Below are 25,176 nucleotides of genomic sequence, written 5' to 3'. Positions count from 1 at the left end.
GCGCTCAGGCCTCCAGCCGGCGCACCCGCTCCTCGTCGGTGGTACGCGGGCAGGTGACGCAGGCGTCGTCTGGGCGGATCGCGTAGTAGAGGCAGCAGCCGGCCCTGGTCCTGGTCCAGTGGGTGCGCCCGGCCGTGCCGGTCAGCCGGCGGAAGGCCGCGGCGCCCGGGAACGGCGGGGTGCCGCCCGGCAGCACGGCCTCGGCCGCCTCCACCGCCCGGTCCTCCTCCCCCAGCAGCCGGCCGAGGTACCAGATCCCGGAGACCAGGTCGTCGGCGGCCATCCCCCACAGGGCCCGCGGCCCGCGCCGGACGTACGGCTGGAAGGCCGCCAGAACCGGGCCGAGGTGCTCGGCCACGGCCGTGCGCAGCTCGGCCTCGCCGCCGGGCGCCCACTCGCCCGGACTCAGCGCGAGCCGGCCGTCGGACGGGTCCACCCACAGGTCCATGGCGCGCAGCCGGGGCACCCGGCCCTCCAGGTACCAGGGGCCGCTGATCAGCAGGCAGGCGGCCCAGAGGTAGGTGTGCAGGGCGCGGGAGGCGGCGACGTGCTCGCGGGGGGTGCGGCCGTGCTCGGCGGTGATCCTGGCGCTCTCGGCGGCGACCATCTCCTCGGCCGCGCAGGCGAGGGTGTCGGCTCTGCGCCAGTTCCCGCCCGCCATCGGCCGCCGGGCGAGTTCGACCCGCAGCACGCCGTCGCAGGCGGCGAACAGGAGCCGATAGGTCTCGGCCAGTTCGTCCGTCCGGCAGGGCTGACCGGCCGTCAGTTGGAGCATCGGAACTCCCCATGAGCGCTAAGGTGAGGCTCACCTTAGTTCATATTCGACGGTCCATCGATCGCGCATCCGGGTGATGTCGCGATCAGGGTGTGCCGAAGGCCCGTTCCGGCCAGGATCCACGGGCCGTCGCACCACTTCGGACCAGCAGCGAGGATCACCCATGCGGCTCTATCTGCTCGCGGTCAACCCGACCGACTCCGTCACACTCGGCTTCCTCCCGGCCGCCACCCGGATGGGGCTCGGCGTCACCGTGCTCACCGACCGCCCGCGCGAGCACCGCGAGGCGTACGCGGACCTGGCGCACCCGCCGGAGGTGCTGGAGTGCGCGGTGCAGGACTTCCGCGAGGTGGTGGCACTGATCTCCCGGCACCCGGCGCCCGACGCCGTGTTCAGCAACAGCGACCACCTGCAGACCCAGACCGCCCTGGCCGCCGCCTACTTCGGCCTGCCCGCGAAGGACTGGCGGGCCACCCTGCGGGCCAAGAACAAGGCCGAGCTGCGCCGGCACCTGGCCGCCACCGGACTGGACACCGTCTGGTCCGCCGAACTCGCGCCCGGCCAGGAGCCGGCCGAGCTGGACCCGCCGTTCCCGTGCGTCGTCAAACCGCGTGAAGGGGTCGCCAGCGAGGACGTGTCACTGGTCGCCGACCACGCCGAACTCGCCGCCCGCTGTGCGCAGATCAGGCAGCGCCGGGGACCGGCGGCCACCCTGCTGGTCGAGGAGTTCCTGACCGGCGACCTGCACACCCTGGAGACGCTCGGCGACGGCGACAGCCGCCTGGTGCTCGGCGGTTTCCGGACCCGCCTCTCCCCGCCGCCGCACTTCATCGAGGAGGTCCTGGAGTTCACCCCCGCCCATCCGCCGGCCGTGACCGCGCAGGTGCTCGCCCAACTGGACGCGGTCGGGGTCCGGCTCGGCGCCTGCCACACCGAGTTCGTGGTCCAGCCGGACGGCCGGGCCCGGCTGATCGAGGTCAACTACCGCGCCATCGGCGACCAGTGCGACCTGATGCTCCAACACCTGCTGGACGTCCCGTACTTCGAACTGGTGCTGGGCACCCACCTCGGCCGCCCGCTGCCGGCCGGCCCGCTCCCGGCCACCGGCCGCCGGGCCCGGGTCGAGGCGGTCTGCGCCGACCGCGCCGGGGTGCTGGCCGCGGCCCCGGCCGCGACGGCCTGGGAGGCCGACGGCGTGCGGTTCAGTTACCGGCCGACCCGCGCCGTCGGCGAGCGGCACGCGCACTACCGCACCAACCGCGACTACCTCGGCGTCGCCTGGGCGATCGGCCCCGACCAGGCGGCCGCCGACGACGCCGTCGCCGGGTTCCTGGCCGCCAACCGCTGGGAGGTCACCCCCTGACCCCCGACCCCCTGACCCCCTGACCCCCTGACCGCCGGGCCCGGCACCGCTCACCCGTCCGGAGTACGCCGGAGCGGGCCGCACGAGGTCCGCCGCCCGCCCCGGCGCGCGGGCCGGACCGGGCCGGACCGGGCCGGACGGGGGCCGGTCCCCGGGGCGCACCCGCGGCGGCGCCGTGTCACCGGCCCGCACCGGGGAGCAGGATGGGAGCCGGGCCCCGGAGCGAGAGGAACGGCAGCCATGGACTGGAAGCTCGAGGTGGTGGTGGTCCCCGTGGTGGACCTCGACCGCGCCAAGCGGTTCTACCACGAACAGGTCGGCTTCGGGCTCGACCACGACACCCGGATCGGCGAGCACAGCCGCGTGATCCAGCTGACCCCGCGCGGCTCCGGCTGCTCGATCGTGCTGGGCACCGGCATCCCGCAGTCCGTCCCCGGCTCGCTGCGCGGCCTGCAACTGGTCGTGGACGACGTGGCCGCGGCCCGCGCCGAGCTGGCCGAGCGGGGCGTCGACGTCACCGAGGTCCGGCACCTGGACGGCGGGGGCGAGTGGCGGCCCGGCCCGGGCGAGCCGTGGAACTCGTTCATCTTCTTCGACGACCCGGAGGGCAACAGCTGGGTGATCCAGGAGCGGCCCGCCACCACCTGACCGTCCGGCCGTCGGCCCGGCGGTCCCGGTTCAGGTCCCGGCACAGGTCCCGGCACAGGTCCCGGTGCAGGTCCCGGCGCGGATCCGCACCGTACGGGCGTGCGAGAGTGGTACCCGGCGAAAGGAGCGGTCAGGTGCTGATGGAGAAGGTGGCGGAGATCCTCGCCGAGGCGTCGGCCGAAGCGGTGGAGCCCCGGTTCCGGGCACTGGCCGCCGGCGAGGTGATGGAGAAGGCCCCGGGCGAAGTGGTCACCGTCGCCGACCGGGAGGCCGAACGGATCATCACCCGGCGGCTGCAGGAACTGCTGCCGGTGCCCGTGGTCGGCGAGGAGGCGGTATCCGCCGACCCCGCCCTCGCCCGGGCGCTGCTCGCCGAGCCTGCCGTCTGGCTGGTCGACCCGGTCGACGGCACCTCCAACTTCGTCGCCGGGCGCCCGGAGTTCGCGGTGATGGCCGCCCTGGTCCGGGACGGGCGAACCGTCGCGTCCTGGATCTGGCAGCCCGTCACCGGCACCGCGTACGCCGCCGAACTCGGCTCCGGCGCCTGGCGCGACGGGCACCGGATCCACCGCGAGCCGGCCGGCCGGCTGCCCGAGAAGTGGCACGGCCTGCTCAAGAGCCGCTTCCTCGACCCGGCCACCCACCACCGGCTGCACAGCCGGGCCCGCGCCTTCGGCCGGCTGGAGGAGGGCCTGCGGTCGGCCGGTATGGAGTACCCGCTGCTCGCCGACGGCGGGGTGGACTTCATCCTGTACTGGCGCACCCTGCCCTGGGACCACGCGCCCGGCTCCCTGCTGGTGACCGAGGCCGGCGGGGTCTCCGCCCGCCTCGACGGCACCGCGTACCGGCCGGAGCCGCCGGGCTGCGAGGACGGCCTGCTGGTCGCCGCCGACCCGGACCTGTGGGACCGGGCCCGCGACATCCTGCTCGGGCTCGACGGCTGACGCCGGGCCCGGCCCCGGCCCCGCCGCGAACCGGCTACCAGACCACCGGCAGCCGCTCCGGCAGCCGCTTGATGAAGCCCGGGCGCCAGGCCAACTGCTCCGCCGGCAGCGCCAGCCGCAGCTCCGGGAGCCGCCCGACCAGCGCCGTCAGGGCGATCCCGGCGTGGGTGCGGCCGAGCGCGGAGGCCGGGCAGTAGTGGCGGCCCGCCCCGAACGCCAGGTGCGGGCCGGCCGGCCGGTCGAAGTCGATCCGCTCCGGGTCCGGGAACACCTCCGGGTCGTAGTTGGCGCCCTCGACCAGCACCAGCACCAGCTCGCCCTGCTTCACCAGCACCTCGCCCACCTGCACGTCGGCCAGCGCGAGCCGCGGCAGCGCGTCACCGATCGACAGGTTGTACCGGAGCAGCTCGTCGACCGCCCGGTCGATCACGGCCGGCTCCCGGCGCAGCCGTTCGGCCAGCTCCGGACGGCGGGCCAGCGCGATGATCGCGTGCAGCAGAAACGCCGAGGCGGAGACCGCCCCCGCGCCGAACAGCGAGAGCGCCACGGTGGCCAGCAACTCGTCACCGACGCGGTCCGAGAGGTCCGGCGAGCGGCGCAGCTCGGCAAACCGCCCGAGCAGCCCCTCGGTCGGCTCCGGATCGGCGGTGAGCCGGGCCGTCATGTAGCCGAGGTCCTTGTACCAGTTGGGTGTCGAACCCTCGAACGGCGCCGGGCTGGTGATGAACGCGACGTCGATGCCGGACATCAGCCGGCGCCAGTCGTCGGTGGGCAGCCCGAGCAGCCGGCAGTGCAGCGCGGCGGAGTACGGCTCGGCGAAGCCGTCCCGCAGGTCCGCCGGCGGGCCCTGCTCCACCAGCACGTCCAGCAGCCGGTGCGCCTCGGCCTCCAGCCAGCCGCCCAACTCCCGGTCGGCGCGCGGGTTGAGGGTCTTCATCACGGCGTTGCGCAGACCGGCGCTGTTGATGTTGCCCATGTTGTTGACCACCTCCGGGGGGATGGTCAGCGCGTACTGGCGCGGCACCCCGGGGTTGGCGGTGTCCTTGAGGCTGAACCTCTCGTCCTCCAGCACCTGCTCGGCCAGCCGATGGCTGCTGACCAGCCAGGCCTCGTCACCGGTCATGGTGCGGACCCTGGCGACGGGGTGCTTCTCCCGTAGCAGTGCCGCCTCCTCGGGCAGCACGTCGCCGCGGGCGGAGAACGGGAAGGTGAACTCGGGTTCGGCGGTGGTGGTCATCGGGGTGCGCTCCTTCGGAGAGGGGTGTGCGGGTCGTGGGGGAAGGCGTGGTGGGGCCGGGGTCTCAGGCTGCGAGCGGATCGGCCGCGAAGCGGGGCCGGACCACCGCGTAGCCCTGGGCGGGCGCCGCGCGCAGGCCCTCGCTGCGGCCGAACAGCACCGGGGTGAGCGGGAGTTCGAGGTGGTAGCAGGAGATGGAGGAGGGCACGTCGAGCAGGGCCGGGGTGTCCAGGAAGAAGGGCAGCTCGGCGGCGATGTACGCGACCCCGGCGGCCAGTTGGGCCGGTGTCGGGGCGTCCGCGTCCACCAGCCTGGCCTGCAGGAACCCCCGGGCCATCCCCTCGGTCGCGGCCCGTAGCACCGGGTCGCCGCCGAGCGCGGCCAGCACCGCGGCGTGCAGGCCGCGGTAGGCCGCCCGGTCGGTCAGTTCGGAGAGCGCATGGGTGCGGACACCGTCGCGGTCCGCCTCCTCGACGGCCCGGCGGATCCGCCGCCGGGTGGCCTTGACCTCCTTGGCCGCGCGACGTTCGGCCTGCTCAAGCGGGTAGCCGGCGGCCTCGAACTGTGCCGCGACATGGAGATCGGCGTGCACCACGTCCACGGCCGCGAAGAACTCCCGCCCCCAGCATATGAGTTCGGTGAGGCGCTGATGACTGAAGTAGCTGTTGCCGGGGCTGACCCCGATCAGCAGGTGGTCGCCCCGTTCGAAGACCTCCCGGCAGCGGCCGGAGAACGGGACGGCCTCGAAGGCCCCGAGGCTGGTGGTCGGAGGGGCCGGAGTGGCCCGAGTGGTCCGAGTGGTCAGAAGTGTGTCGCTCATACCGCGGCCTCCGCGTCGCAGGGCTGGCTCCGCCGGCCGGCGGCGGCCGGGCACGGCGGAGAGGGTCGGGGCGGTGCAAGGTGGGTGAGGGGGTGCGGGCCGCCACGGCACACGGCTCCGGCCGGGATGAGGCCGGGACAGGGGGGGAACGGCGGCGGCGAACACCGGACCGGGGCAGGGTGCCGCGCCGGACCGGCGGGAGGACGGACGAGGGGCAGGACCGGCAGATCAGCCGGAGACGGCCCTGCCCGACCGGCCCGAGGGCCTAGGACGTGCCGGGGCGACAGGCCGAAGTGACCGCACGGACGCGGCGGCACATGGTGGATCCCCCTTGCGCCGCTAGTCCCTGGGAGCCGTGTGCTCCCGGTGTGGCGGCGGCTACCCGAAGTTACCGCCGCCGTTCCGCTTCCCGGCAAGCCAAGATCCGGGGGATGGCGGAAAAGCGCTTCGGTACGGCCGAAATCGACTGGACAATGGCCGGGAAAGTCTGTTCACGGAGACTTCCCGGCCGCCACGCGTCCCACCGGTATCCGCAGGTCGGGGCCGGTGGCACCAGTGGACAATCCCCCAATTCCTGCGCCCTGAAAGGAGTTTCTGCTGTGGCCTCAGCCGAATTCCGGGGCACCGCCGGACCGTTCCACGGCGCGGCCTGCGCGGACGATCCCGGCCAGCAGCGCCGCGGTGTCCTCGACGGTGGTGTGCGGGTTGAGGAGCGTCAGTTTCAGCCGCACCCGGCCGGGTCCGTCGCCCGGCAGCTCGGTCCGGCCGACCACGGCCCGGCCCGACCGCAGCAGCACCCGGCGCAGCTCCGCGTTGACCCGGTCGGCCACCGCCGGGTCGTCGCCGGCCGGGCGGTAGCGGAACACCACCGTGGTCAGCACCGGTTCGCAGAACAGCTCCAGCGCCGGATCGGCGTCGACCGCGCGGGCCGTCGCCCGGGCCAGGTCGTGGCAGGCGTCCACCAGGCGGCCGAGCCCGTCCCGGCCGAGGGTCCGCAGGGTGACGGCCAGCTTGAACCCGTCCGGGCGGCGGGTGGTGCGCAGCGAACGGCCGAGCAGGCTCGGGTACCCGGCCCGCTCGTCGTCGGCCGGGTTGAGGTACACCGCCCGCCGGGCCAGCGAGGCGTAACTCGCGGCCTCCCGCACCAGGAACACCCCGGCGGCGGCCGGCTGCCAGCCGAGCTTGTGGAAGTCCAGCGAGAGCGAGTCGGCCCGGTCGATGCCGTCCAGCAGTGGGGCGAGCCGGCGCGAGAACAGCGCCCCGCCGCCGTACGCGGCGTCGACGTGCAGCCAGGCGCCGTACCGGGCGGCCAGGTCGGCCGCCCGGTGCAGCGGGTCGACCGCACCGGTGTCGGTGGTGCCGGCGGTGGCGACCACGGCGATCGGGGTGCGGCCGTCGCGGACCGCCCCGGCGAGCGTGTCGGCCAGCGCGGCCGGGTCCATCCGCAGCCCGCGGTCGACCGCCACTCCGAGCACCGCCCGTTCGCCGAGGCCGAGCAGGGCGGCGGCGCGCTGCACCGAGAAGTGCGCGGCCCGGGACGCCACGATCACCGGCCGGACCGCCGCGGGCAGACCGTGCAGCTCGACCTCGGCGCCGGGGGCGCCGAGGGTGCGGTCGCGGGCCAGCATCAGACCGAGCAGATTGGACTCGGTGCCGCCGGAGGTCACCACACCCGCGGCCGATCCGGGCGGATGGCCCACCAGTTCGGCGAGTTCGGCCAGCAGCTCGGTCTCGAAGGCGGTGGCGGCCGGGGCCTGGTCCCAGGAGTCCTGGGACGGGTTGAGCGCGCCGACCGCCAGGTCGGCCGCGACGGCGACGGCCAGCGGCGGACAGTGCAGGTGCGCCGCGCACGCCGGATCCGCCGGGTCGGCGGCGCCCTGGGCGAGATGGGTGGTCAGCCGCAGCAGCGCGTCCGGGTCCGGCTCGTCCCGGCCGTACCGCAGCACGCCCGCGAACTGCTCGGCCAGCCGCCCGGGTTGACCGGCCGGGATCGGCCCGCCGCGCTGCTCGGCACCCACCGCCAGGGCCGTCAGCACGAGGTCCAGCAGCGGGCGGAGGGCATCCGGGCCGTGGACGCCACCGGACAGGGCGGCGGGAGCTCCGGGGCCGGGAGACGGTGGCCGGTCGCTCACCGGGGGGCGGTCGCTCACCGGGGGGCGTCCGCCGTCGAGGAGCGGGCCGCGGACTCGATCGCGTCGCAGAGCCGGTCCAGCACCGCCTCGGCCTGCTCGTCGCTGATGGTGAGCGGCGGCAGCAGCCGCAGCACCGCGTCGTGGCGGCCGCCGAGTTCGACGATCAGGCCGCGCTCCAGGCAGGCCTGCCGGACCCGGACGGCCAGCGCCGGGTCCGGCGGCAGCGCACCGCAGCTGTCCGGCCCGGCGGACGGATCGACCAGCTCGACCCCGATCATCAGCCCCCGCCCGCGGACGTCGCCGACCGCCGGGACCCTGCTCTTCAACCCGTCCAGCCGGGCGGTCATCCGCGCCCCGACCAGCTCGGCGCGCGCCACCAGCCCGTGCGCGGCGACGTACCGCAGGGTGGCCGCGCCCGCCGCCATCGCCAGCGTGTTGCCGCGGAACGTGCCGGTGTGCGCGCCGGGCTGCCAGCCGTCGTACTGCTCGCGGTAGACCACCACCGCCAGCGGCAGGCTGCCGCCGATCGCCTTGGACAGCACCATCGCGTCCGGCAGCACCCCGCTGTGCTCGACCGCCCACATCGCACCGGTCCGGCCGACCCCGGTCTGCACCTCGTCCACGATCAGCGGGATGCCGCGCTCGGCGGTGATCCGGCGCATCTCCCGCAGCCACGCGTCCGGCGCAGGCACCACGCCGCCCTCGCCCTGGACGGCCTCCAGGATCATCGCAGCGGGCGGCAGCACCCCGCCGGACGGGTCGTCCAGCAGCCGCTCGGTGTACGCGGCGGACAGCTCCGCGCCCCGCTCGCCGACCCCGAACGGGCAGCGGTACGGGTACGGGTAGGGCAGCCGGGTGACCTCGCCGCCGCTCGGCAGTGGGGACTTGACCGCGACACTGCCGGTGACCGCGAGCGCGCCGGCCGTCATCCCGTGGTACGCGCCGGTGAAGGCGAGCGCACCGCGGCGGCCGGTGGCCGTCTGCATCAGCTTGAGCGCCGCCTCGACCGCGTCGGTACCGGCCGGGCCGCAGAAGTGCACCCGGGCGCCGGCCGCGAACTCCGCCGGGAGACTGGCGAACAGGGCGGAGGTGAAGTCGTCCTTCTCGGCGGTGGCGAGGTCCAGCAGGTGCAGCGGCGCGCCGCTGTCCAGGGTCCGGCGGATCGCCTCCAGCACCACCGGATGGTTGTGGCCGAGGGCCAGGGTGCCCGCGCCGGACAGGCAGTCCAGGTACCGGCGGCCGTCCGCGCCCTCCACGGTCATGCCGTTGGCGCGCACCGGGACGATCGGGAAGGACCGGGCGTACGTCCGGGCGGCCGACTCGCGGATGCGCTGGCGGCGCAGGATCGCGTCGCCGACGGGGGCGGCGGTGTCGACGGTGGCGGCGGTGTCGACGGCGAGGGTCACAGGCTGGCTCCCTTTAGTTAGGTAAGCCTAACTTTACCGACCGCACTTCGGTGATCCCGCACCGCCACCGAACTCCACCCGACCGGGTGATGCCCGGCCGGCCGGGCAGGACGCGGGGCGGCGAGGCGCGGGGCCCGGGCCGCAGGGCAGCCGTCGGCGTGGACAACGAGCGGGAGCGGCCGGGGACACGGGGGCGGGTGGACGGGTCGGGGCCAGGCGGTCGGGCGTGGGCGCGCGGCGCGGGTGGCGGGTGACGGGTGGCGGGTGGCGGGTGGCGGGTGGCGGGGCGGAGACTACGCTGCGGGCAGCACCGACCGAGGGAGTACGCCGTGTCCGACGCAACCGCCGCCCGGCCCGGGGACGGACCGGCCGAACTGGCCCGCACCCGGGAGTTCTTCGCGGCGCGCGCAGCCGGCTGGGATACGAAGTTCCCCGACGACGGGCCGCGCTACACCCGGGCCATCGCCGAACTCGGCATCACAGCTGGCGACTTCGTCGTGGACGCGGGCTGCGGGACCGGACGGGCACTGCCACTGCTGCGGGCCGCCGCCGGGCCGCACGGCACCGTCCTGGGTGTGGACCTCACGCCCGAGATGATCGACCTGGCCCGTGCCCACCGTGGCAGTGCCGACCTGCTGGTGGCCGACTGCGCCCGGCTCCCGCTGCGCGACGCGGTCGTCGACCTGGTCTTCGGCGCGGGCCTGATCTCCCACCTGCCCGGCCCCGGCACCGGCCTGCGCGAACTGGCCCGGATCACCCGCCCCGGCGGGCGCCTCGCCCTCTACCACCCGATCGGCCGCACCGCCCTCGCCGCCCGGCACGGCCGCCGGATCACCCCGGACGACCTGCGGGCCGAACCCAACCTCCGCCTGCTCCTGGACGCCTGCGGCTGGGGGCTGACCGCGTACACCGACACCGACGAGCGGTACCTGGCGGTGGCGGTGCGGCGGGAGGGCTGAGGGGTCGGTCGGCGCCCGCGCGCAGGAGCGGGACCGGAGCGAGGGCGACGCGGCGTCGTAGCGGGGCAGGTCGTCGGGGCGGCGACGGGCACGGGGCCTGGCGCCCGGCCCTGGGCGGAGGGCAGGGGGCCGTGCCCGGCGGTACGGGTGGGTGGCCTTCCGGTGCGCGCAGTTCCCCGCGCCCCTGAAAGGCCCCGCCCGGGCCGGAGGGCAGGGGGCCGTGCCCGGCGGTACAGGTGGGTGGCCTTCCGCCGGGCGCAGTTCCCCGCGCCCCCGAAAAGCCCCACCCGGGCCGGGGGCGGGGACCGTTCCCCTCGCCCTTGAAATAAGCACGGGCCGGGGAGGGCAGGGGGTGTCAGATGTCGGCGTTGCCGCTGACGGCCCAGGCGAGGCCGGTGGCGGGGTCCTCGAGGGTGAGGTGGAGGTAGCGGACCTCGTCGGCGGGTTCGCTCCAGGTGAAGCAGCGCAGGCGGGCGACCAGGGAGTCGATCTCGGCACGGGACGGGCGGGGCCCGCCGGTCATCGCGGCGAGGACGCGCCACAGGGCGAGGCGGCCGTCCGCCGCGCCTTGGGCGGGGTGTTCCGAGCCGACCCGGACCAGGGCCGGGTAGGCGGCGGCGAACGGCAGGTGGCCGCCGTTGACCCGGCCCGGGGGTGCGGTGCGGGCGGCGGCGTCGCGGCCGGTGCCGCGGACGCAGGAGACGGTGGCCCATGGGGCCAGGACGGCCAGCAGCCGGGTGGCGGCCAGGCCGCGGACCGGTTCGCCGGGGGCGGGCAGGTCGACCTGGCCGAGGCCCTCGCGGGTGGCCGGCAGGGCCGCGGGCACCCGCAGGGCGCCGCCGTCCCTGAGGTACTCGGGGACCAGGCCGCCCTCCTGGCGGCCGGCCGCCTCCCAGCCGGCGAGGGTCAGTGGGACGCCTTCCGGGTCGGGTTCGGCATCGGCAGTGAGGTCCTCGCCGAGCAGCACCCGGGTGTGGGTGACCAGCCGCCGGACGGGCGCGGCGTCCAGCAGCGGGGCCAGCCGCCGCCAGGGGTGACGGGTCGCCAGGACCTCCCAGAGCGGTCCGGCGTCGTGGTCGGCCGGGCCGGCGGCGGTGTCCGGTCCGCCGTCCGGGTCGAACAGCCGGGCGGCCAGCTCGGGCGGCGCGCCGTACGCGATCAGGTGACCGAAGGGCGCCGCCTCGGCCGCCCCCACCGCCTGCCCGTGCCGCGCCACGGCCGCCGCCCGGGTCCGCCGGTAGGCGTCGAGCAGCTCCGGCCAACGGCTCTCGTCGGCGAGCGCGGCCAGCCTGCGGTGCTGATAGGTGATCACGTTTGGAGCGTACGACGCCGGTCCTCGCATCGGCCGACAGCGGGCCGGTTCGGTGCGTCGCCCACGCACCGCCGCCGGGGGCGCCGTCCGGCCGGCGGCCGGGGCCCGCCCGCACCCCGGGTCACTGCGGCGGCTTGCCGCCGGTCAGGACCCAGCGGACGTCGACGAAGCCGCTCTGCTGCTCGGTCAGGCGGCCGCCCTTGACCTGCTGGAAGGTCACCCAGGTGTTGGTCAGCCGGGGGGACTCCGCGCTCGGCAGCATGTCGCCCTGCCCCCAGTTGAGCGGCGGGGTGACTCCGCCGGTGTCGATCGAGTCGCCGCTGTCCAGCTGGGCCCGCATGCCCTTGGCGGTGAGCGGCTGGCCGGCCGAGGAGATCCGGTCGACGGCCTGCAGGAACGTCTGGTAGGCGACCCAGGTGGTCTGGACGGCGAGGTCCGAGGTGTCGATCGGCCGGCCGCCGGCGCCGGCCGCGTTGCCCGCGGTGCTGCGCAGGTCGTCCCAGACCTTTGACGACTCGGGCGGGTACCAGCCGGTCGCGAAGGACCCGTTGAGCGGGCTCTTCGCACCTCCGGTGGTGTCGATGACGGCCTGCTGGATGCTGCCGATCACCGAGGCCAGCTGGGTGCGCTTGGGGGCCAGCTGACGGTAGGCGTCGAGCAGCAGCAGGGTCTGCTCGGGTCCGAGCGCGACGGTGACGCAGTTGCCGGACCGGTCGTCGCCGACCGCCTTCTGGGCGATCGGCAGGACGGCGGCCGCGCTGGCCGCGTTCTCCGCCACCTTGACGTCGGCGAGCTTGATCCCGGCGGGCGAGATCGCACCGGAGAGGTAGCGGGTGAGGGTGTCGCCGATGCCGTTGTCCGGGCGGACCAGGGCCACCGCCTTGCAGCCGGCCGCGGCGAGCTGCCGGCCGCTGCCCGCGATCAGGGTCGGTGTCCCGCCGGCCACCGGGTAGGACAGCGGACTGCTGAACTCCGAGCCGGAGAGCCCGTAGCCGCCGAGGTAGGGGATGCCGGCCTCCTCCAGCAGCGGCATGAAGGTGTCGCCGTACTGGCTGTACGAGCCGATCACCGCGACCGCGTGGGCCGCGATGGCCTGGTGGGCGCAGTCGGTGACGCCGGCGGCGGAGTTGTGCTCGTTGCAGGTGAGCACCTTGAGCCGGTGTCCGGCCGGGCCGCCCTTGGCGTTGACCTCGCGGGCGATCTCCTCGGCGAGGGCGGTCACCCCGGGACGGTCGGCGGAGCCGGTGCCGGACGGCGCCCAGGTCATGACGGTGAGTTGGCCATCGCCGTCGGAGGCACCGGCCGGGCCGCCGCAGGCGGTTGTCGCCAGCAGCGCCGGGAGCAGGGCCGCGGCGGCCGCCAGGGCCGCGGCCCGGCGCCGCGCGCGGCCGCGGGGGCCCGCGTGCGTCCGCCGGGCGGCCTCGCCGGGTCGGTCCCCGGGCGCCACGGTCCGCCTGCTCATGCTGCCTGCCCTCGTCGGTCTGCGGGCGGCGCGGGAGCGCGCTCACCCGGCCGACAGCCAAACGGCACCGGCACACGATCAGGCCGACACCGCGCGAACACCGGGCGGACGGCGTCGAAACAAACAGGGTTGTCCGTACAGGTTTGACCCGGGCCCGGCGCCTGACCGACCTTCAACCGGGCCGGAAGGTAGCCGAATTCCTAGCCGGCCACCTCCGCGAGCAGCCGGGCGGCGTGCACCCGTCCGGCGTGCTCGACCAGGCTGATCAGCACGTTCTTGCCGGAGTCGCGGCGCCGGGCGTCGCAGAGCACCACCGGGGTGGCCGGGTCCAGGTCGAGGGCCGCGGAGACGTCCTCGACCCGGTGCACCCGGCTGCCCGCGAACTGGTTGACGGCGACCACGAACGGGATGCCGCGGTGCTCGAAGAAGTCGACGGCGGGGAAGCAGTCGGTCAGCCGCCGGGTGTCGGCGAGCACCACGGCACCGAGTGCCCCCTGGGCCAGTTCGTCCCAGAGGAACCAGAACCTGTCCTGTCCGGGGGTGCCGAACAGGTACACCGACAGGCCCTCGCGGATGGTGATCCGGCCGAAGTCCATCGCGACCGTGGTGGTGGTCTTCCGTTCCACCCCGCCGAGGTCGTCCACGCCCCGCCCGGCGGCGCTGAGTTGCTCCTCGGTACGCAGCGGGCGGATCTCGCTGACCGAGCCGACCAGGGTGGTCTTGCCCACCCCGAACCCGCCCGCGACCAGGATCTTCAGGGCCAGGTCCGGGGTGTCGGCGGGCCGTGGGTACGCGACCGGCGCGGGGGTCCCGGGCGATGCCGGGTCACAGTGCGCGGAGTCCATGGACGATCTCCTGGAGGATGTGTGCGTCGGGCAGCAGGGCCGGCGGTACGGGGCGGCCGACCCGGATGTGGCCGGCGTCCAGCAGGTCGCCGAGCAGCACCCGGACCACGCCGAGGGGGAGGTCGAGTTCGGCGGCGATCTCCGCGACGGAGAGCGGCTCGCCCTGGCAGAGGTCGAGGATGACGGCGTGCTCGGGGCCGACCGGCGGGTCGGCGCCCGCCGGTACGTGCCCGGTGACCAGCGCGATCAGGTCGAACTCCGGGCCGCCGGCGCCGGTCCGGCCCCGGGTCACGGCGTACGGTCGGACCATCGGACCCGCGTCCTCGTCGTACCAGCGGTCGGGCGACGGCGCATCAGGCGGCGCGGGCGGCGGTACGGGTGGGGGCCCGGGCGGATGCGGTGGGGGCGGCGGCACGGGCGGTGGGCCTGGCGGGCGGCGCGGCGGGTACGGCACCCCGCTCAGTCCCCGGCCGGACTGCGCGGCGGCGTGGACAGGTGCTCGCCGACCCGGCGGACCAGCCGGGCCATCTCGTAGGCGATCAGGCCGAGATCGGCACCCGCCCCGGCGAAGACGGCCAGGCAGCTGCCCTCGCCGGCGGCCGCGACGAACAGGAACCCGTGTTCCAACTCGACCATGGTCTGCCGGACTTCGCCCGCCTCGAAGTGCCGCCCGGCACCCTTGGCCAGGCTGTGGAAGCCGGAGGCGACGGCGGCCAGGTGCTCACCGTCCTCGCGGCCGATCCCGGCCGAGGTGCCCATCGCCAGGCCGTCCGAGGACAGCATCACCGCGAACCGGGCGTCGGCCACCCGGGCCACCAACTCGTCCAGCAGCCAGTTCAGTTCGCCCACAGGGCGGGTGGTGCCGATCATCGGTGCTCTCCTTCCGGTCCGATCGGGCGGACCGAGGCGGTGGGGCCGGTGGGGGTGTCCGGGTCGGCGGCGGCCCGGTGCGGGGCCAGGCCGCGGACCCAGCCCTGCCGGTAGGCGGACATCGCGGCCCGGGCCTGCTCCGGGTCGCGGTCGAGCGGTGCGGGGCCGCCGCTGCGGGACCGCGGGCGGGCGGGGGTCCCGCGGAGCTGCGGCGCGAGGCCGGCCTGGCGGACCCGCTTCGGCAGTTCGGCGTCCCCGGCGTCCCCGGCCTCCGCGGGTGCTCCGGGCGGTTCGGCGGCGGGGCCCGCCGGGACCTCGGCCGGGGCGGGGACCACCACCGGACGGGCGGTCCGCCCGACGGCCGCCCGGAACGGCGTGGGCCGCAGCACCCCGGGCTCGGCGCCCCGGGCGCCGAACGGCACCGCGGTGGCGGGCGGCCGGACCGGAGTCGGCTCCGCCCGCCCGGCCGGGAGCGGGGTCCGGGCCGGTGCGGCGGCCACCGGGCCGGGCCCGCCGGACGCCGCGGTGGCCACCGGGGCGTCCGGGCGCACCGCCGGTTCCGGGGTCCGGAGCAGGACGGTGGGCAGCAGCACCACGGCGGTGGTGCCGCCGTACGCGGAGGGCCGCAGCGCGACCCTGACCTCGTGACGCTTGGCGAGCCGGCTGACCACGAAGAGGCCGAGCCGGTCGCTGTCGAACAGGTCGGTCTGCTCGGTGGCGGCGATCCGGCGGTTGGCGTCGGCGAGCGCCTCCGGGCCCATCCCCAGACCCCGGTCCTCGATCTCCAGCGCGTAGCCGTTGCCGACCGGTTCGCCGCGGATGTGCACCTTGGTGTGCGGCGGCGAGAACCCGGTGGCGTTCTCCACCAGTTCGGCGACCAGGTGGGTCAGGTCGGCGACGGCCGGGCCGGCCAGCGCCACCGGCGGCAGCCGGTGGACCTCGACCCGGGCGTACTCCTCGACCTCCGCGACGGCGGCCCGGACCACGTCCACCAGCGGGACCGGCCGTCGCCAGGCCCGGCCGGGGGCGGCGCCGGAGAGGATGATCAGGCCCTCCGCGTGGCGGCGCATCCGGGTGGTCAGGTGGTCGAGCCGGAACAGGTCGTCCAGTTCGGCCGGGTCCTCGGTCCGGCGCTCCATCGCGTCCAGCAGGGTGAGCTGCCGGTGGACCAGGACCTGGCTGCGCCGGGCGAGGTTGACGAAGACCCCGGAGACCCCGGAGAGCACCTCGGCCCGCTCCACGGCGGCGGTGACGGCGGCCCGCCGGACGGTGCCGAGCGCGCCGTGCACCTGGCCGATCTCGTCGTCCCCGTGCGGCCCCAGCGGGGCCTCCGTCTCCACGTCGATCTCCTCTCCGGCGCGCAGCCGCCGCATGGTGGCGGGGAGTTGGCGTCCGGCCAGTTCCAGGGCGGAGTTCCGCAGGCCGATCAGCTCGGTGACCAGCCCGCGGCCGATCTGCACCGAGATCAGCAGCGAGGCGACCACCGCGCACAGACCCAGCAGGACGGCGGCCCCGGCCGGGGTGAGCAGGCCGACGGCGTACGGGTCGGCGCGTTCCAGGGCCGCGGCGGTGGCCGCGGACTGGACGGTCCCCAGCCGGCGGGCGGTGCTGTCGGCGGCGACCGCCCACCGGTCGGGGGCGACCGCGGCGGCGGCCGCCCGGCCGTCGGCGGAGTCGCGGACGGCGTCCTCGAAGCGGACCAGGTCCTGGTGGTCGCCGCCTTCGACGACCGCCACCAGGGCGGCCCGGTCGGCGGGCCGCAGGTCGCCGGCGGCGGTCTGCTCGAACATCCGGCGCGCGTAGGCGGCGGCGCCGAACTCGCGGAGCTGGTCGTCGGGGAGGCGGCCGAGTGCCTGGCCGGGCCGCAGCAGCGCGTCCTCGCGGGCGAGCAGTTCGCGGGAGCGGGCGAGTTCCAGCAGCACCCGGGCGTCCGAGCCGCCGGGCCGGTCCGCCTCGGCGGCGACCGCGCCGGTGACCTCCAGCGCGCGGTCCACCGCGGTGCCGTACGCGCCGTAGGCGTCGGCCCAGGTGACGGTCCGGGCGAGCAGCCTGGTCCGCAGACCGGCGAGGCCGGCGACCGCGGCGGTGAGCGCGTCCACCCGGTCAGCGGTGGCGGCGGGGAGGCCCTCGGCGTCGGCCCGGTTGTAGCCGGGGGCGAGGGCGAGCGGGGCGGCGGCCCGGTCGGTGGCGGCGGCGGTGTCGCGCAGGGCGCTCTCCCGGACCGGGCCGGGGGCGGCCAGCAGGTCCCCGGCGGCGGCCCGTTCGGCCTGCAGGGCGGCCACGGTGGCCTCGACCGGGACGCGCAGCGCATGGTCCACGGACCGGACGCGGCGCAGTGCGGCGACGTCCTGGGCGGTGGTCACGGTGGCGAACGACCACAGGGCGATCACCGACACCACCGGGACCATCAGCAGCGCGAGGATCTTCGCGCGGACGGTGCGGGGCCGCAGCGCCGGGCCCGGCGAGGTCCGGGGGACGGCCCGGGCCGGGGCCGGGCGGCCGGTCCGCTCCTCGCGGGCCGGCGGGCCGGCGTGGGCGCCCCGGCGCTGTCCGCCGGTTCCGGGCCGGACGGGGCCGCGCGCCGCGCTCGGGGAGGCCGGCGGCGCGCTGCGGGAGGTGCCGCGGCGTACACGCATGGGTGGCTGCCTTTCGGGGTGGCGGTGGGTGGGCGGGCTCAGGCGGCGCGGTCGAGTCCGGTGGCGCGCAGGTCCTCGACGGCGAGTTCGCCGGCCTCCCGGTAGGCGGCGCGTTCCTGGGCGCTCGGGGAGAGGGCGACGAACGCGGAGGTGAGGAAGAGGAAGGAGCCGAGGCCGACCGCGAGCGGGAAGATGAACTGCATCGGGGTGGCGCCGTCCAGACCCGTGCGGGCGGGGTCCAGGTGGACGTGGACGGCGGCCATGCCGGTGTAGTGCATGCTGCTGACCGCGAGTCCCATCACCAGCGCGGCGCCGCCGGCGGCGGGCAGGGTGCGGATGGTGAGGGTGGCCCAGAGCGCGGCGGTGGCGGCGCCGATCGCGATCACGACGGACAGCGCGACGGTCCCGGGCGCGTAGGAGAGGGTGCCGTGCAGACGGACGGCGGCCATGCCGAGGTAGTGCATGGCGCTCACGCCGACGCCGGTGACGGTGCCGCCGGCCAGCAGGGCGCGACCGCGGTGGCGGCCGTGGCCGACCACGAGGACTCCGAGGCCCACCACCAGGACGGCGACCAGCAGGCTGAGCAGGGTGAGCGGTACGTTGTAGCGCAGTTCGGTGCCGTCCACGGTGACTCCGAACATGGCGACGAAGTGCATCGTCCAGATCCCGGTGCCGATCGCCGCGGCCGCGGTGAGCAGCCAGTTCCGCCGCGAGGGGCCGGTGGCGGCGAGCGCCCGCAGGGTGCAGCGCAGGCCGAGCGCGGCGCCGGTGCAGGCCATCAGGTAGGAGAGGGTCGGGGTGAGCCAGCCGACGCTCAGGTGGTCGATCGTTCCCATCGGGGCCTCCGCACGTCGGGTCATATGCCCGGCGCATGTGCGCTTTCGTTCTCGGATGCGCTGGACGCTACCGAGCGTTGAAAGATGCTCACCCGAACATGCGAAAAGCCGCCCGTGCCAAGGGTCGGCTGTGCTCGAATGGTGCCCCCCTGTGGGCGGCGCGCGGGCCCCGCCGTTGTGCGCCCCCGCGTGCGACGGCCGCGCGGAACGACCGAGGGCGCACGGACATCAGGCCCGTACGCCCCGCCCCCGTCATCCCTTCCTGGTCAGGCCTATCCGCACCGGGCCGTCGACCTCCAGCGTGATCCCGTGCGTCAGCCGCACCTCGGTGTCGACCGCCGAGACCTCGAACTCCCGCAGCAGCACCGCCAGTCCGAGCACCGACTCGAGCATCGAGAAGTGCTGGCCGATGCAGGCCCGCGGACCGCCGCCGAACGGGAACCACGCGTAGCGGTGCCTGCGCGCCTCCCGTTCGGGGGTGAAACGCTCCGGGTCGAAGCGCTCCGGGTCCTCCCAGTGGTCCGGGTGTCGCTGCGTCACGTACGGGGCGACCAGCACGTCCGCACCGGCCGGGATCTCCACGCCGTCCACCACGCAGGCCGCGGCCGCGCGCCGGCCGATGACCGGGGCCGCCGGGTAGAGCCGCATCGCCTCCTTGAGCACCCGGGTCAGGTACGGCAGGGACGCCAGGTCCTCGGCGGTGGGCGGGCGGCCGCCGGCGAGCACCGCCCGGGCCTCGGCCCCGGCCCGCTCCTGCTGCTCGGGGTGGCGGCCCAGCAGGTGCAGAGCGAAGGTGAGCGAGGTGGCGGTGGTCTCGTGGCCGGCCAGCAGGAAGATCAGCACCTGCTCGCGCAGTTCGGTGGCGTCCAGCGCCTCGCCGCCCTCGCCGCGCGCCTCGGCCAGCAGCCCGAGCAGGTCGTCCGAGCTGCGCCCGGCCCGGCGGGCGATGATGTCGTCGCAGACCCGGTGGAGCGCCGCCTCGGCGGCCGCCGCCTCCCGGTTGCCCGGGGTCGGCCAGCTGCGGGGGGTGCGCAGCGGGGACAGCGCCCGCCCGCGCACGTAGCGGCCGAGGACGGGGAAGGCCGTGCGCACCACGTCGATGGCGGCCTCCACGTCGGCGCCGAACAGGATCCGGGCGACCGTGCGCAGCGCGAACCTGGACATCTCGTCGGCCGCGTCGACCACCCCGCGCGGCGTCCGCTCCCAGCGTTCGGCCAGCGCGGCGGACTCGGCGGCGACCGCCTGCGCGTAGCCGTCCACCCGGCGCCGGGTGAACAGCGGCTGGACCAGCCGCCGCTGGCGCAGGTAGTCGGCGTCCTGCGAGGTGAGCAGCCCGTTGCCGAAGGTCTGCCGGATCTCCTCGTAGAAGACGTTCTCCTTGCGGAAGTTGGCGGCCTGGGTGGCCAGCACCTGCTGGGCGCCCTCCGGGGAGCAGACCAGGTAGAACTCGGCCCGCAGCCCGGGCGGTCCGGCCGAGAACCGGACCACGTCACCGTGGTCGCGCCGGGCGTCGAGGTATGCCCGCAACGGGTCCTGCTTGAGGTCGAGCATCGAGCCGAGGAGCGGGAGACCGGGCGGGCCGGGAGCGCGGGTGGCCGGCATGACACCTCCGAGCTGGAACGGATGTACGTATCCGCACCACGCTAACTGACGGTTCATCACCGCAGAAGAGCGCGCCCGGCGCCCGCCGGCCCGCCCGGTCACTCGAACTCGGTACCGCCCTTGCGGGTCAGGTACGCGCCGCTGACCACCTTGGCGATGGCCCGGCCGCCGAGCAGCGGACTGTGCCGCTCGGTGACGGGACGGACCACCACGCCCTCGCGCAGGTGCAGGTCCCGCCCGGAGACGGTCTCCCGGCCGTCGGCCAGCGCCAGCACCCGGTCGGCGTCGAACGGGCCACTCCAAAGCCGGGGCACCAGCGGCAGTTCTCCGTCCAGCAGTTCGGCGGAGTCCAGCCAGCGCAGCTGCCCGTCGACGACCGCCGAGACGTCGAACACCGCGTAGCCGGGCAGCTCGCCGCCGCCGACCGCGCCGTACGCCAGGTCCTGCACCCCGGCGCCGAACACCTCGCCGAAGACGCCCACCCGGTCGGCGCCGAGCCGCTCGGCCAGCCGGGCCGCCGCCTCGGGGACGCCGTGCGCGCGCACCGCCCGCCAGTAGAGGTTGCGCCCGTCCTCCTTGAGCGCCAGGGACTGGGCGCCGATGCCCTTGGAGGACACCTGCACCTCGCCGCTGCCGGCGTGGAAGGTGAGCAGGCAGCAGGTGCCGTGCAGCTTCTCGGTCACCACCACCGGCTCGCCGGGCTCGAAGACGCCGGGGAAGCGCTTGAGGTTCTCGATGTCCACCCAGGGCAGCAGCTCCGGGGCCGGCTCCACGTCGCCGCTCATCGAGGACGGGACCGGCGGCACCCACTTGACGATGCCGAGCAGCTCGGCGAAGTCCGCGCCGGAGTCGAGGGCCTGCACCAGGTCGTCCTCGCCGACCGCGCGCGGGCGGCAGACGATGCCCTGGGAGAGTTCGCCGCGCAGCCGTACGGCCCGGACCCGGTCGGCCCGGCTGCCGGCCAGCCGGCCGGTCAGGCCGAGCTCCTCGATCAGCGCGGGCGGCAGCACCGCCTGCTCCGGGATGTACACCGCGAGGTCCCCGCTGCGGAAGGCGCCCTTGGCGACCACCGCGCGGTAGAGCCCGACCTGGGCCAGCTCGAGGGCGTCCGCGTTGGGGTGCTCATGGATCGTCAGCCGTTCGGCGGTGACGCGCAGTGTCGACATTCCGGGTACTCCTCCCCGTCCGGGCGCGGCCCTCGGCCGCGCCGTGCGGACACTCTCGCGGGCGGGCCACCACGGTGGCCAGGGATTTTCGGCTTGCGCTATCGCACATGCGATCATCCGGGCGCGGTGGTCCTGGCCTGTGCGATGAAACAGAGGATTTTCCGGTGGTATTTGCGACAGTATGATCAGCGTTGCCGCCATACCCCCGCGCCGTACCCCCGGCGCGGCAGAAGGGGAAATCCCATGAGCTCCATCAGACTCCGCGCCGCGCTCGCCGCCGCCTCCGTGCTCGCCCTCGCCGCCGGCCTCACCGCCTGCGGCAGCGACGCCGCCACCCCGGCCGCGACCGCGTCGGCGCCGGCCGGCAGCTCCACCGCCTCCGCCGCCGCCCCCAAGGCGACCGGCGCGCTGACGGTGTTCGCCGCCGCCTCGCTCAAGGAGTCCTTTACCGAGCTCGGCAAGAAGTTCGAGGCCGCCAACCCCGGCGCCAAGGTGACCTTCAACTTCGGCGGCAGCTCCGCCCTCGCCCAGAGCATCAACTCCGGCGCCCCGGCCGACGTGTTCGCCGCCGCGAGCCCGGCCACCATGAAGACCGTCACCGACGCCAAGGGAGCCGAGAGCCCCAAGGTCTTCGTCCGCAACACGCTGGCCATCGCGGTCCCCAAGGGCAACCCCAAGCACATCGCCGGCCTGGCGGACCTCACCGGCGTCAAGGTCGCACTGTGCGCCAAGGAGGTGCCCTGCGGCTCGGCGGCCGTCACCGCGCTCGCCGCGGGCAGCGTCAACCTGACCCCGGTCACCCTGGAGCAGGACGTCAAGGGCGCCCTCACCAAGGTCGAGCTGGGCGAGGTGGACGCCTCCCTCGTGTACAAGACCGATGTGAAGGCCGATGCTGCGAAGATCGACGGCGTGGACTTCCCCGAGGCCGCCAAGGCCGTGAACGACTACCCGATCGCCGCACTCACCAAGGCCCCCAACGCCTCGGCCGCCGCGGCCTTCGTCGCCTACATCCAGTCCGCCGAGGCCACCCAGGTCCTGACCGCGGCCGGCTTCCAGACCCCGTGACCCTGTCCGGACCCCTGCGCAAGGCAGCACCGAGCACCGGCGGAGCGCCGGCGGCCACCCGCCGCCGGCGCTCCCGCCGCATCCCCTACCCGCTGCTGCTGCCCGCGCTGCTCGGCCTGGTCTTCCTGGTCCTGCCGCTGGTGGGGCTGCTGGTCCGGGCGCCGTGGAGTTCGCTGCCCGAGCAGCTGACCAGCCCCGAGGTGTGGCAGGCGCTGCGGCTGTCGCTGATCTGCGCCACCTCGGCGACCGTGGTGTCGCTGGTGCTCGGGGTGCCGCTGGCCTGGCTGCTGGCCCGTACCGAGATCCCCGGCCGCCGGGTGATCCGCGCCCTGGTGACCCTGCCGCTGGTGCTGCCGCCGGTGGTCGGCGGTGTGGCCCTGCTGCTGGTGCTCGGCCGCAACGGCATCGTCGGCCGGTGGCTCGACTCGGCCTTCGGCATCACGCTGCCGTTCACCACGGCCGGCGTGGTGGTCGCCGAGGCCTTCGTCGCGATGCCGTTCCTGGTGATCAGCGTGGAGGGCGCGCTGCGGGCCGCCGATCCCCGGTACGAGGAGGCGGCCGCCACGCTGGGCGCCTCCCGGCTGACCGCGTTCCGCCGGGTCACGCTGCCGCTGATCGCCCCCGGCATCGGCGCCGGCGCCGTACTGGCCTGGTCCCGGGCGCTCGGCGAGTTCGGCGCCACCATCACCTTCGCCGGCAACTTCCCCGGCCGGACCCAGACCATGCCGCTGGCCGTCTACCTCGCCATGGAGCGCGACCCGGAGGCCGCCATCGCGCTCAGCCTGGTCCTGCTCGCGGTGTCCGTCGCCGTCCTCGCCGGGCTGCGCGAGCGCTGGCTGTCGACCACGTGAACCGGCCCCCGGCCCCCTCCCCCAGGAGCCCGCACCCATGACGCCGACCGCGCCCGACGCCCGCCCCGCGCTCGACGCCCTGCTGCGGGTCGAACGCACCGCCTTCCGGCTCGACCTGGCACTGACCGCCGCCCCCGGCGAGACGGTCGCCCTGCTCGGCCCGAACGGCGCCGGCAAGTCCACCGCGCTGCGCGCCCTGGCCGGGCTGCTGCCGCTGGGTTCCGGTCACCTCCGGCTGGACGGCGTCACCCTCGAGGAGCCGGCCACCGGGCTGCACACCCCCGCGGAGGAACGCCCGGTCGGTGTGGTGTTCCAGGACTACCTGCTCTTCCCGCACCTCAGTGCACTCGACAACGTCGCCTTCGGGCTGCGCTGCCAGGGCCTGCGCAAGGCGGCCGCCCGGGCCGCCGCGCTGCCCTGGCTGGAGCGGATGGGCCTGGCCGAGCACAGCGCCGCCAAGCCCGGCCGGCTCTCCGGTGGCCAGGCCCAGCGGGTCGCGCTCGCCCGCGCGCTGGCGGTCCGCCCCCGGCTGCTGCTGCTCGACGAGCCGCTGGCCGCGCTGGACGCCCGCACCCGGCTCGACGTCCGCTCCCAGCTGCGGCGCCACCTGGCGGAGTTCGAGGCGGTGGCGGTGCTGGTGACCCACGACCCGCTGGACGCGATGGTGCTGGCGGACCGGCTGGTGGTGATCGAGGACGGCCGGCAGGTGCAGTCCGGCACCCCCGCCGAGATCGCCCGCCACCCGCGCACCGACTACATCGCCCGGCTGGTCGGCCTCAACCTCTACCGCGGCACCGCCGCGGGCCACACCGTCTCCCTGCCCGACGGCGGCCCGGAACTGGTCACCACCGAGGAGCTCACCGGCGCGGCCTTCGTCGCCTTCCCGCCCGCCGCGGTCACCCTGCACCGGGAGCGGCCCGACTCCAGCGCCCGCAACGTCTGGCCCGCCACCGTGGACGGTCTCGACCTGCACGGCGACCAGGTCCGGGTCGACCTCTCGGGCGCCCTGCCGATGGCCGCCGACCTCACCCCGGCGGCGGTCGCCGAACTCGACCTCGCCCCGGGCTCCTCGGTCTGGGCCGCCGTCAAGGCCGCCCAGACCCGCGCCTACCCGGCCTGATCCCCGTCCGGGCCGCAGTACGGGGCATCCAGCACCGCCAGCAGGCCCGGGTGGACCAGTGCGCCCGGCAGCCGCGGGTGCGGGGCAAGGATCCGGGCGGACCGCAGCGCGGCCAGCGCGGGCGCGGGATCGTACGGGATCCGGCCGCGCAGCCGATCGGCCGACAGCGCCGGGGCGTACCGCAGTTGCCCGAGCACGGCGAGGGCCGCCGGGTCGCCCGCCACCCGCTCCTCGGCCGCGCCGAGCAGCTGCCGGTAGGTGGCGATGGTCGCGCTCCGGTGCCTGGCGGTCTCCGTCACGGCACGGGCGAACAGCTCGCCCCAGCGGGCCCAGTCGCCGTCCGCCGCCGCGACGATCGCCTCGTCCTGCGCCGCGTGGTGGACCTGCGCCCAGCCGTCCAGGTCGAGCAGCAGACCGGGCAGCAGGCCGGTGCCCACCAGGTCGCACTGGGCGATCAGCCGGGCGATCCGGCCGTTGCCGTCGGGGAACGGGTGAACGGTGAACAGCCGCAGCATCCCGAACGCGGCGGCGTCCAGCGCCGGGGAGGCGCCGGCGACCGCCCACCGGTACCAGCGTTCCAGCTGACCGTGCAGCGCCCGGCCGGGCGCCACCGCGATCACGAACCGGCTCCCGTCCGGCCAGGTGACCCGGGCGGTGGTGCGCCGGAACCCGCCCGGACCGGGGATGTCCGGGTCGGCCGCCACCAGCAGGCGGTGCAGCTCGGCGAGCGCGTCCGGGGTGAAGCACGGCCGACGCCCGGGCCGCTCCAGCAACTCGGCACGGACCGAGCCGACCGCCAACAGGCCTGCCGCGACGCGCTGTTCGGCGGCCGCGGCGAGCTGCTCGGCCAGCCGGGCCGGGTCGGTGCCGGCCACCAGGGCGTGGTGCAGCCGCGCCCGCGGCCGCGGGCGGTGGAACAGGTCCGGGTCACCGAGGTACCCGGCGGCGGCCCGCAACTCGGCCAGCGCGGCCAGCGCCTGCTCGCGCGCCGCGGCGGGCACGGCCTCGGCGCCCGGGGGCGGCACGACGGGCCGATGCGCCGCAGCCCGCGGGTCGCGCCCTATCCTCCTGACTGGCCCTCACGACGCAGGGCCGGAGCACGCGGTGGGGAGGCCGGTATCGCCAGG

Annotated in this window: 22 protein-coding genes; 7 read left to right on the top strand and 15 right to left on the bottom strand. The window is 75.9% G+C overall.

Annotated features, from left to right (window positions below; all coding sequences use genetic code 11):
- Positions 1-4: 4 nt before the first annotated feature.
- The gene (locus AB0D08_RS23905) at positions 5-775 is read right to left on the bottom strand and encodes a (2Fe-2S)-binding protein (RefSeq protein WP_359891414.1); all 771 of its coding nucleotides are present in this window, start codon (positions 773-775) and stop codon (positions 5-7) included.
- 163 nt (positions 776-938) lie between these two features.
- Between AB0D08_RS23905 and AB0D08_RS23900 the strand changes: the two genes are divergently transcribed.
- The 3 genes from AB0D08_RS23900 (at position 939) to AB0D08_RS23890 (ending at position 3,730) form a co-directional block, all read left to right on the top strand.
- Complete coding sequence (locus tag AB0D08_RS23900; RefSeq protein WP_359891411.1) at positions 939-2,138, top strand: ATP-grasp domain-containing protein; 1,200 nt, start codon at positions 939-941, stop codon at positions 2,136-2,138.
- 240 nt (positions 2,139-2,378) lie between these two features.
- Entirely contained in the window at positions 2,379-2,786 is a 408-nt protein-coding gene (locus AB0D08_RS23895) for a VOC family protein (RefSeq protein WP_033821551.1), read from the top strand.
- 140 nt (positions 2,787-2,926) lie between these two features.
- The gene (locus AB0D08_RS23890; protein WP_033821554.1) at positions 2,927-3,730 is read left to right on the top strand and encodes an inositol monophosphatase; all 804 of its coding nucleotides are present in this window, start codon (positions 2,927-2,929) and stop codon (positions 3,728-3,730) included.
- A gap of 34 nt (positions 3,731-3,764) precedes the next feature.
- Here AB0D08_RS23890 and AB0D08_RS23885 read toward each other — a convergent pair whose 3' ends face one another.
- The 4 genes from AB0D08_RS23885 to AB0D08_RS23870 form a co-directional block, all read right to left on the bottom strand.
- A complete protein-coding gene (locus AB0D08_RS23885) occupies positions 3,765-4,967 on the bottom strand; it encodes a cytochrome P450 (protein ID WP_359891407.1) in 1,203 nt (400 codons plus the stop codon).
- Positions 4,968-5,031: 64 nt separating this feature from the next.
- Positions 5,032-5,787 carry a tRNA-dependent cyclodipeptide synthase gene (locus AB0D08_RS23880; RefSeq protein ID WP_359891404.1) on the bottom strand — a complete coding sequence of 252 codons (756 nt, stop codon included), beginning with the start codon at positions 5,785-5,787 and terminating at the stop codon, positions 5,032-5,034.
- A 605-nt stretch (positions 5,788-6,392) separates the two neighbouring features.
- Positions 6,393-7,937, bottom strand: a complete 1,545-nt coding sequence (locus AB0D08_RS23875) for a pyridoxal-dependent decarboxylase (protein ID WP_359891402.1) — start codon at positions 7,935-7,937, stop codon at positions 6,393-6,395.
- On the bottom strand, positions 7,934-9,325 hold the full coding sequence (locus AB0D08_RS23870) for a diaminobutyrate--2-oxoglutarate transaminase family protein (protein WP_033821549.1): 1,392 nt from the start codon (positions 9,323-9,325) through the stop codon (positions 7,934-7,936). The genes AB0D08_RS23875 and AB0D08_RS23870 overlap by 4 nt, the downstream gene beginning before the upstream one ends.
- A gap of 329 nt (positions 9,326-9,654) precedes the next feature.
- Between AB0D08_RS23870 and AB0D08_RS23865 the strand changes: the two genes are divergently transcribed.
- Positions 9,655-10,284, top strand: coding sequence for a class I SAM-dependent methyltransferase (locus tag AB0D08_RS23865; protein ID WP_359891399.1), 630 nt, complete (start codon positions 9,655-9,657; stop codon positions 10,282-10,284).
- A gap of 355 nt (positions 10,285-10,639) precedes the next feature.
- Here AB0D08_RS23865 and AB0D08_RS23860 read toward each other — a convergent pair whose 3' ends face one another.
- The 9 genes from AB0D08_RS23860 to AB0D08_RS23820 all read right to left on the bottom strand — a co-directional run bounded on the left by AB0D08_RS23860 (position 10,640) and on the right by AB0D08_RS23820 (position 21,013).
- Positions 10,640-11,596, bottom strand: a complete 957-nt coding sequence (locus tag AB0D08_RS23860; protein ID WP_033819430.1) for a hypothetical protein — start codon at positions 11,594-11,596, stop codon at positions 10,640-10,642.
- A gap of 121 nt (positions 11,597-11,717) precedes the next feature.
- Positions 11,718-13,058, bottom strand: a complete 1,341-nt coding sequence (locus tag AB0D08_RS23855; protein ID WP_359891395.1) for an ABC transporter substrate-binding protein — start codon at positions 13,056-13,058, stop codon at positions 11,718-11,720.
- Positions 13,059-13,258: 200 nt separating this feature from the next.
- A complete protein-coding gene (locus tag AB0D08_RS23850) occupies positions 13,259-13,903 on the bottom strand; it encodes an ATP/GTP-binding protein (protein ID WP_082527107.1) in 645 nt (214 codons plus the stop codon).
- The gene (locus tag AB0D08_RS23845; RefSeq protein ID WP_359891392.1) at positions 13,884-14,213 is read right to left on the bottom strand and encodes a DUF742 domain-containing protein; all 330 of its coding nucleotides are present in this window, start codon (positions 14,211-14,213) and stop codon (positions 13,884-13,886) included. The genes AB0D08_RS23850 and AB0D08_RS23845 overlap by 20 nt, the downstream gene beginning before the upstream one ends.
- 149 nt (positions 14,214-14,362) lie before the next feature.
- Positions 14,363-14,773, bottom strand: a complete 411-nt coding sequence (locus tag AB0D08_RS23840) for a roadblock/LC7 domain-containing protein (RefSeq protein ID WP_033824805.1) — start codon at positions 14,771-14,773, stop codon at positions 14,363-14,365.
- Complete coding sequence (locus tag AB0D08_RS23835) at positions 14,770-17,409, bottom strand: nitrate- and nitrite sensing domain-containing protein (protein ID WP_359891389.1); 2,640 nt, start codon at positions 17,407-17,409, stop codon at positions 14,770-14,772. The genes AB0D08_RS23840 and AB0D08_RS23835 overlap by 4 nt, the downstream gene beginning before the upstream one ends.
- 38 nt (positions 17,410-17,447) lie before the next feature.
- Entirely contained in the window at positions 17,448-18,245 is a 798-nt protein-coding gene (locus AB0D08_RS23830) for an MHYT domain-containing protein (protein ID WP_359891386.1), read from the bottom strand.
- Positions 18,246-18,497: 252 nt separating this feature from the next.
- Positions 18,498-19,847 (bottom strand): cytochrome P450, encoded by a 1,350-nt coding sequence (locus tag AB0D08_RS23825; RefSeq protein ID WP_359891384.1) that lies wholly within the window; start codon positions 19,845-19,847, stop codon positions 18,498-18,500.
- Positions 19,848-19,945: 98 nt separating this feature from the next.
- Entirely contained in the window at positions 19,946-21,013 is a 1,068-nt protein-coding gene (locus AB0D08_RS23820) for an RNA ligase (ATP) (protein ID WP_359891381.1), read from the bottom strand.
- Between the two features lie 243 nt (positions 21,014-21,256).
- On the opposite strand from AB0D08_RS23820, the gene modA reads away from it, so the two are divergent.
- From modA to AB0D08_RS23805, 3 genes are read left to right on the top strand one after another with little or no spacing between them, the layout of a single operon-like run.
- Entirely contained in the window at positions 21,257-22,078 is an 822-nt protein-coding gene (gene modA, locus AB0D08_RS23815; protein WP_033821727.1) for a molybdate ABC transporter substrate-binding protein, read from the top strand.
- Between the two features lie 2 nt (positions 22,079-22,080).
- Entirely contained in the window at positions 22,081-22,929 is an 849-nt protein-coding gene (locus tag AB0D08_RS23810; protein WP_033821731.1) for an ABC transporter permease, read from the top strand.
- Between the two features lie 37 nt (positions 22,930-22,966).
- Positions 22,967-24,049 carry an ABC transporter ATP-binding protein gene (locus AB0D08_RS23805; protein WP_359891379.1) on the top strand — a complete coding sequence of 361 codons (1,083 nt, stop codon included), beginning with the start codon at positions 22,967-22,969 and terminating at the stop codon, positions 24,047-24,049.
- Here the strand turns inward: AB0D08_RS23805 and AB0D08_RS23800 are convergent.
- Positions 24,037-25,074: a Fic family protein gene (locus AB0D08_RS23800; RefSeq protein WP_359891376.1), complete on the bottom strand. Its 1,038-nt coding sequence runs from the start codon at positions 25,072-25,074 to the stop codon at positions 24,037-24,039. The two genes, AB0D08_RS23805 and AB0D08_RS23800, sit on opposite strands and share 13 nt — an antisense overlap.
- Positions 25,075-25,176 lie beyond the last annotated feature (102 nt).

This window comes from Kitasatospora sp. NPDC048540 (assembly GCF_040651175.1).
In the GTDB taxonomy this organism is placed as follows: domain Bacteria; phylum Actinomycetota; class Actinomycetes; order Streptomycetales; family Streptomycetaceae; genus Kitasatospora.
Note: the sequence above shows the minus strand (reverse complement) of the source record. Positions and strands in the feature narration are given on the sequence as shown.

Bases quoted from the DNA above. Each gene is read 5' to 3' on its own strand.
- AB0D08_RS23900 (WP_359891411.1), top strand. From the start codon at position 939: ATGCGGCTCTATCTGCTCGCGGTCAACCCGACCGACTCCGTCACACTC.
- AB0D08_RS23895 (WP_033821551.1), top strand. From the start codon at position 2,379: ATGGACTGGAAGCTCGAGGTGGTGGTGGTCCCCGTGGTGGACCTCGAC.
- AB0D08_RS23840 (WP_033824805.1), bottom strand. From the start codon at position 14,773: ATGATCGGCACCACCCGCCCTGTGGGCGAACTGAACTGGCTGCTGGAC.
- AB0D08_RS23825 (WP_359891384.1), bottom strand. From the start codon at position 19,847: ATGCCGGCCACCCGCGCTCCCGGCCCGCCCGGTCTCCCGCTCCTCGGC.
- AB0D08_RS23850 (WP_082527107.1), bottom strand. From the start codon at position 13,903: ATGGACTCCGCGCACTGTGACCCGGCATCGCCCGGGACCCCCGCGCCG.
- AB0D08_RS23845 (WP_359891392.1), bottom strand. From the start codon at position 14,213: ATGGTCCGACCGTACGCCGTGACCCGGGGCCGGACCGGCGCCGGCGGC.
- AB0D08_RS23830 (WP_359891386.1), bottom strand. From the start codon at position 18,245: ATGGGAACGATCGACCACCTGAGCGTCGGCTGGCTCACCCCGACCCTC.
- AB0D08_RS23805 (WP_359891379.1), top strand. From the start codon at position 22,967: ATGACGCCGACCGCGCCCGACGCCCGCCCCGCGCTCGACGCCCTGCTG.
- AB0D08_RS23885 (WP_359891407.1), bottom strand. From the start codon at position 4,967: ATGACCACCACCGCCGAACCCGAGTTCACCTTCCCGTTCTCCGCCCGC.
- modA (WP_033821727.1), top strand. From the start codon at position 21,257: ATGAGCTCCATCAGACTCCGCGCCGCGCTCGCCGCCGCCTCCGTGCTC.
- AB0D08_RS23855 (WP_359891395.1), bottom strand. From the start codon at position 13,058: ATGAGCAGGCGGACCGTGGCGCCCGGGGACCGACCCGGCGAGGCCGCC.
- AB0D08_RS23905 (WP_359891414.1), bottom strand. From the start codon at position 775: ATGCTCCAACTGACGGCCGGTCAGCCCTGCCGGACGGACGAACTGGCC.
- AB0D08_RS23880 (WP_359891404.1), bottom strand. From the start codon at position 5,787: ATGAGCGACACACTTCTGACCACTCGGACCACTCGGGCCACTCCGGCC.
- AB0D08_RS23820 (WP_359891381.1), bottom strand. From the start codon at position 21,013: ATGTCGACACTGCGCGTCACCGCCGAACGGCTGACGATCCATGAGCAC.
- AB0D08_RS23835 (WP_359891389.1), bottom strand. From the start codon at position 17,409: ATGCGTGTACGCCGCGGCACCTCCCGCAGCGCGCCGCCGGCCTCCCCG.
- AB0D08_RS23890 (WP_033821554.1), top strand. From the start codon at position 2,927: ATGGAGAAGGTGGCGGAGATCCTCGCCGAGGCGTCGGCCGAAGCGGTG.